This window comes from Catellatospora chokoriensis, from assembly GCF_011297315.1.
In the GTDB taxonomy this organism is placed as follows: domain Bacteria; phylum Actinomycetota; class Actinomycetes; order Mycobacteriales; family Micromonosporaceae; genus Catellatospora; species Catellatospora citrea.
Map to the genome: position 1 here is coordinate 1 of NZ_JAAOTI010000063.1, position 5,347 is coordinate 5,347.

General features: G+C 71.5%; 6 protein-coding genes. 1 reads left to right on the forward strand and 5 read right to left on the reverse strand.

Features of this window, described 5'->3' with window-relative positions:
- Positions 1–237 precede the first annotated feature (237 nt).
- From HAV39_RS41855 to murI, 5 genes are all read right to left on the reverse strand, one after another.
- On the reverse strand, positions 238–1,437 hold the full coding sequence (locus HAV39_RS41855; protein ID WP_191844633.1) for an FAD-dependent oxidoreductase: 1,200 nt from the start codon (positions 1,435–1,437) through the stop codon (positions 238–240).
- Positions 1,438–1,570: 133 nt separating this feature from the next.
- The gene (rdgB, locus tag HAV39_RS41860; protein ID WP_191844629.1) at positions 1,571–2,194 is read right to left on the reverse strand and encodes an RdgB/HAM1 family non-canonical purine NTP pyrophosphatase; all 624 of its coding nucleotides are present in this window, start codon (positions 2,192–2,194) and stop codon (positions 1,571–1,573) included.
- Positions 2,191–2,967 carry a ribonuclease PH gene (rph, locus tag HAV39_RS41865; protein WP_191844630.1) on the reverse strand — a complete coding sequence of 259 codons (777 nt, stop codon included), beginning with the start codon at positions 2,965–2,967 and terminating at the stop codon, positions 2,191–2,193. The genes rdgB and rph overlap by 4 nt, the downstream gene beginning before the upstream one ends.
- A 17-nt stretch (positions 2,968–2,984) precedes the next feature.
- Complete coding sequence (locus HAV39_RS41870; RefSeq protein ID WP_155390763.1) at positions 2,985–3,731, reverse strand: MBL fold metallo-hydrolase; 747 nt, start codon at positions 3,729–3,731, stop codon at positions 2,985–2,987.
- Positions 3,732–3,831: 100 nt separating this feature from the next.
- Positions 3,832–4,626, reverse strand: coding sequence for a glutamate racemase (gene murI / locus HAV39_RS41875; protein WP_191844631.1), 795 nt, complete (start codon positions 4,624–4,626; stop codon positions 3,832–3,834).
- A gap of 167 nt (positions 4,627–4,793) precedes the next feature.
- Between murI and HAV39_RS41880 the strand changes: the two genes are divergently transcribed.
- Positions 4,794–5,282: a hypothetical protein gene (locus HAV39_RS41880; RefSeq protein WP_191844632.1), complete on the forward strand. Its 489-nt coding sequence runs from the start codon at positions 4,794–4,796 to the stop codon at positions 5,280–5,282.
- The last annotated feature ends 65 nt before the right edge of the window (positions 5,283–5,347 follow it).

Below are 5,347 nucleotides of genomic sequence, written 5' to 3' on the forward strand. Positions count from 1 at the left end.
CGATCTTGCGCGAACTGTGGGTACGACATGCCCAAATCGGCCATATCGGCAACAGTTCGCGCAAGATCGTCGCGATCATCACCGGCTGACTCGTGGTTATCGCCGTTTCGTGTTACGGGGTGGGGGAAGAGCGCAGGTTCTGGCTGGAAACAGCGATCATCAGGTGAGCCGTCCAGCGCAGCGCGGCGCGAGGCACGCGTGGGCGACTCCGGCGGCAGGTGGCAGGCGGGTCGACAGTCAGGAGACGTGTTCGGGGCGGATGCCGCGGCCGACCAGGCGGGCGGGGACGGCCTGCAGGACCGGGAAGCGCCGGAAGAGCTTCAGGACGCCGGGGGCCTTGATCGGGGCGTCGGCACGGAGGACCGCGCCGACCAGGCGGCTCTGCGCGACCCGCTGGGCGCGCTGGGTCACCCGCGTCGGGAACATCCGGCGCTTGCGGACCAGATCCAGGTCCTCGGTACGCAGCCGGCCCGCCTTCAACTTCGGCCCGAGCAGCCGGGCCGCGGCGACCGCGTCCTGCACCGCGAGGTTGATCCCGACCCCGCCCACCGGGCTCATCGCGTGGGCGGCGTCGCCGATGCACAGCGCACCGGGCACGTGCCACTTCTCCAGCCGGTTGACCTGCACGGTCAGCAGGTGCAGCTGGTCCCAGGAAGTGATCTCGCCGACCCGGCCCGCCACCATGGGGGCGAGCCCGGCGACCCGCCGCCGGAACCCGTCCAGGCCCTCCGCCTGCACGCGCGCGTAGCCGCCCTTCGGGATGACGTACCCGCACTGGTAGTAGTCGTGCCGGTCGATCATGACCAGCATCGCGCCCGGCCCGACCCGGCCGAGCAGGCCCGCCGGGTCCGCCGGCTCCCGGGATATCCGGAACCACAGCACGTCCATCGGCGCGCCGAAGTCCACCGGGACCAGCCCCAGCCTGTCGCGGATCACCGAGGACCGGCCGTCGCAGGCCACCGTCAGCTCCGCGTGCACCCGCACCGCCGCCCCGTCCGGCCCGACCGCGGCCACGCCGGTGACCCGCCCGGCCTCGTCACGCAGCACGTCCACCGCCTCGGTGGAGCGCAGCAGGGTGAACCCGGGCAGCTTCGCGGCCTCGGCGGCGATCAGGTCCAGGAAGTCCCACTGGGGCAGGATCAGCAGGTAGTTGTGCGGCTTCGGCAGCCGGGTGAAATCCCCGACCTGGTACGTGCCGTCGTCGAAGGAGACCGTCACGCCCGGCTCGCGGCGTCCCGGCAGCTGCGCGATCGCCTCGCCCAGCCCCAGCTCGTCGAGCACGTCCAGGGTGGACGGATGGATGGTGTCCCCGCGGAAGTCCCGGAAGAAGTCGGCGTGCCTCTCCAGCAGCACGACCTCGATCCCCTGCCGCGCCAGCAGGAACGCCAGCATCAACCCCGCCGGCCCACTCCCCACCACACAGACCCGCGCCCGCATCTCCCGCTCCGCCACGCCCCGCTCCTCTTGATCGCGACGATCTTGCACGAACTGTTGACGATATGACCGGTTCGAGTGTGTCGTACCCACAGTCCACGCAAGATCGCCGCCCCGGAGCGGGGCGGGCGGCGGGTCAGGCGAGGTTTTTGGCGATTACGGCGGCTAGGGCGCGGAAGGCTTTGCCGCGGTGGCTGATGGCGTCCTTCTCGGCGGGGTCGAGTTCGGCGGTGGTGCGGGTGTGGCCCTCGGCGACGAAGATCGGGTCGTAGCCGAAGCCGCCCTCGCCGCGCGGGGCGCGCAGCACGCGGCCGGTCATCTTGCCGCTGACCAGGTGCTCGCGGCCGTTGGTCGAGGTGCCGCCGCCGGGCAGGACCAGAGCCGCCGCGCAGACGAACGCCGCGCCGCGGTGCTCGTCGGGCACGTCGCCGATCTGGCCGAGCAGCAGGTCCAGGTTGGCCCGGTCGTCGCCGTGCCGGCCGGACCAGCGGGCGCTGAAGACGCCCGGCATGCCGTTGAGCGCGTCGACGGCGAGGCCCGAGTCGTCGGCGACGGTGGGCAGGCCGGTGTGCTTGGCCCCCTCACGCGCCTTGAGCAGGGCGTTCTCCGCGAAGGTCAGGCCGGTCTCGGGGACCTCGACATATGGCGGAACGTCGTCGAGGCCGACCAACTCGACCTTGAGCAGCTCCGGCGAACCGGCCAGGATGCGGCGCAGCTCGTCGAGCTTCTTGACGTTGCGCGTGGCGAGCAGGAGCTTCACCGGCGGAACACCTCCAGCAGGCCGGCCGCGTCCAGCGTGGGCAGGCCCAGCGTCTGGCGCTGCAGCGTGGTCAGCGTCTCGCAGCCCGCCACGCCCAGGTCGAGCAGGGCGTTGAGCTGCTTGCGGTCGAAGACGCCGTCCTCGCCCGTGCCCTGCACCTCGACGAAGTCGCCGGTGCCGGTGCAGACCACGTTCATGTCGACGGCGGCCGTCACGTCCTCTTCGTAGCACAGGTCCAGGCGCGGCTCACCGGACACGATGCCGACGCTGACCGCGGCGACCGAGCGGTGCAGCGTGGTCTCGACGGTCTGCTTGCGGGTGAGCATGTTCTTGGCGGCCAGCCAGCTCACCGCGTCGTGCAGGGCCACGTAGGACCCGGTGATCGCGGCGGTGCGGGTGCCGCCGTCGGCCTGCAGCACGTCGCAGTCGATGACGATGGAGTTCTCGCCCAGCGCCTTGAGGTTGACGCAGGCCCGCAGCGCGCGGCCGATCAGGCGGGAGATCTCGTGCGTACGCCCGCCGACCTTGCCCTTGACGCTCTCCCGGTCGGACCGGGTCGTCGTGGCGCGCGGCAGCATCGCGTACTCGGCGGTGACCCAGCCCTGGCCGGTGCCCTTGCGCCAGCGCGGCACGCCCTCGGTCACGCTCGCCGTGCACAGCACGCGGGTGTTGCCGAACTCCACGAGCACGGAGCCCTCGGGATGCATGCTCCAGTTCCGGGTCAAGGTGACCGGGCGAAGCTGGTCGGGCGCACGCCCATCAGGTCTGGTCATGCGCCCACCCTATGGGGTCAAACTTCGTACCGGGCACCGGGGCGGACGATCTCGACGGGTCCGGCGAACGTGGCGGCCGCGTTGTTCAGCGTCTCGGCCTCCGAGCCCCACGCGGTCACCAGATGCGTCAGCAGCAACCGGCGCACCCCCGCCTTGGTGGCGATCTCGCCCGCCTCGCCGCCGGTCAGGTGCAGGTCCGGCGGGTTGTCCACGCCGTCGAGGTAACTCGCCTCGCACAGGAACAGGTCCGCGCCCTGGGCCAGCCGCAGCAGCGCGTCGCACGGCGCCGTGTCGCCCGAGTACGCCAGCACCCGCCCGTCGTGCTCCAGGCGCACGCCGTAGGTCTCCACCGGGTGGTTGACCCGGTCCACGCTGACCTGGAACGGTCCGATCGGGAAGCTGCCCGGCTGCAGCGCGTAGAACGTGTAGACGTCGTCCAGCGGGCCCTCGTCGAGGCTGTACGCCGTCGCGATGCGCTCCGGCGCGCCCGCCGGCGCGTACACCGGGATGGGCGGGTAGGGGCCGTCCGGGGCGTAGCGGCGCACCACCACGTAGGAGCAGGCGTCGAGCATGTGGTCGCAGTGCAGGTGGCTGAGCAGGATCGCGTCGACCGACTTCAGGCTCGCGTAGCGCTGCAGCGCCGACAGCGAGCCGGCGCCGAAGTCGACCAGCAGCCGGAAGCCGTCCGCCTCCACCAGGTATGCCGAGCAGGCCGACTCCGGCCCGGGAAAGCTGCCCGCGCAGCCCAGCACAGTCAATCTCATGCCGCAGCTCCGCTTCGCGCAGCACCGGCACGAGATCCGAGGCCACCGTGCCCCATGCCCAGTCTCATCGCGCGCTCGCGCGCCTGCTCGCTTCGCTCACTCATGCCCGCGCTCCCGCAGGGTCCAGCGCGGATCCGAGGAACCGCTTCGCCAGCCGGTCGAAGATCTCCTGGTCGCCGGTGCACAGCAGCTCGTGGGCAGGAGCCGGGGCGTCGTCCGGGCGCAGCAGGTCGCGCTCCACGAGGACGCGATAAACGTCGCGCGCCGTCTCGTCCGCGCTCGACACCAGGGTCACCTGATCCCCCATCACGAGGCTGATCACACCGGTGAGCAGCGGATAGTGCGTGCAACCCAGGACCAGCGTGTCCACCTGGGCCCGCTGTAGCGGCTCCAGGTAAGCGCTGGCCAGGCCGAGCAGCGCCCGGCCGGACGTCACTCCTCGCTCCACCAGGCCCGCGAACTGCGGGCAGGCGGCCGCGGTCACCGCGATGTGCGGCGCGGCGGCGAACGAGTCCTGGTACGCCCCTGAGTTGATCGTAGCTGTGGTGCCGATGACACCGACCCTGCTGTTGCGCGTCGCGGCCACGGCGCGCCGCACCGCCGGCCGGATGACCTCCACCACCGGCACGTCGTAGCGCTCGCGCGCGTCGTGCAGGCAGGCGGCCGAAGCCGTGTTGCAGGCGATGACCAGCATCTTCACGCCGCGGTCGACGAGCCGGTCCAGACAGCTGAGCGCGTACGAGCGCACGTCCGCGATCGGCTTCGGCCCGTAGGGCATGTGCGCGGTGTCAGCCAGGTAGACGACCCGTTCATGTGGCAACTGGTCGAGAATGGCCCGGGCCACCGTCAGCCCACCGACCCCCGAGTCGAAGATGCCGATCGGCGCGTCCGTCACGCTGCGCAGCCTACTTTGCCAACCCCCCTTCCGGGGAACGGTCCGTTCCGAGGTGTCGCGAACGTGACACGGTAATCGGCCTGCCGTTACGGACGGTCGCCAACATCCGTTGCACTCAGTGCACGGCCCGATCAACGGGCAGGTCAGGCAGAGGATTGGCGAGCACAGTGCGTACTGAGTCGAACTCCGAGCGCGACGCCGACGGCGTCCTCGCCACCGCGATGCCGACCGGCACCGCGGGCAACCCGCCGAGCACTGCCAGTGACGAGCACGCGGTGATGCCGTCCGCCCGCACCGCTCCCGACGACCAGGACGGCGCCGGCCGCCTGCGTACCGCCGTGTCGTCGCGCTTCCGGCTGCCCGGCGAGGACGACCCGTCCCCGCGTACCGGCCGGTTGCTGGGCCTGTGCGTCTGGGCCGCGGCGCTGGGTTTCCTCGGCCTGATCCCCGGCGGCCGCCTGGCCGTGGCGCTGGCGGTCAACCTCGACGCGCCCACCTGGTACGCCCCCACCGCCCTGACGATCGGCGTGCTCGGCCTGTCCGCGATCGCCGCAGGCTTCGCGGCCATCCACCGCTACCGCCTCCCCCTCATCCTCTTCACCATCTCCACCACCCTCCTCCTCGCCAACATCACCCTCGCCTACACCACCCTCTAACCCCCACCCCACCCCACCCCACCACACCCCACCCCACCCCCCGCCGGGTTGATCATGAACGTATC

Coding starts and splice junctions, on each gene's coding strand:
- HAV39_RS41855 (WP_191844633.1), bottom strand. CDS start 1,437: ATGCGGGCGCGGGTCTGTGTGGTGGGGAGTGGGCCGGCGGGGTTGATG.
- rph (WP_191844630.1), bottom strand. CDS start 2,967: ATGACCAGACCTGATGGGCGTGCGCCCGACCAGCTTCGCCCGGTCACC.
- HAV39_RS41870 (WP_155390763.1), bottom strand. CDS start 3,731: ATGAGATTGACTGTGCTGGGCTGCGCGGGCAGCTTTCCCGGGCCGGAG.